The 471-nt window shown below is 70.1% G+C and carries 1 protein-coding gene; it reads right to left on the reverse strand.

Annotation, left to right across the window (positions count from 1 at the left end):
• On the reverse strand, positions 1-471 hold a 471-nt coding region (locus GPA27_RS28340), incomplete at both ends, for a hypothetical protein (protein WP_211165309.1).

Consider the following 471-nt stretch of genomic DNA (forward strand, 5'->3'; position numbering starts at 1 on the left):
AACAGGTTCTCTTCCAGCACCTTGGCGTCGGACAGGCCCTGCTTCTGCCTGGCTTCGGCCTGCGCCTCGATCACGCGCGCCTGCGCCAAACCCTTTTCCTGCTCGCCCTTGGCTTCCGCGCCCATGGTTTCGGCGATCACGCGCGCCTTGGCCAGGCCTTCCTTCTCGGCCGCAGCCGCGGTGACTTCGCGCACCCGCGCATCGGCCAGGCCCGGCGCGGCGCGCTCGGCCTCGATGCCTTCGGCCAGCTTCTTCTTGGCCTCGGCGGTCTTGCCGGCGGCCTCGAACTCGGCCTGCGCCAGCGTGGTCATCTCCACCGCCTTGTGCTTGGACGCGGTCTCGTCGGCCTCGGCCTGCTTGACCTGGCGCACCAGCTCTTCCTCGGCCGACGCCTGCGCGGCGAGCACGGCGACCTGCTTGGCGCGGTCGGCCTCGGACACCTGGCGCACTTCCTTGATCCGCTCTTCTTCC

This window comes from Aromatoleum toluolicum (genome assembly GCF_012911005.2).
Lineage (GTDB): Bacteria > Pseudomonadota > Gammaproteobacteria > Burkholderiales > Rhodocyclaceae > Aromatoleum > Aromatoleum toluolicum.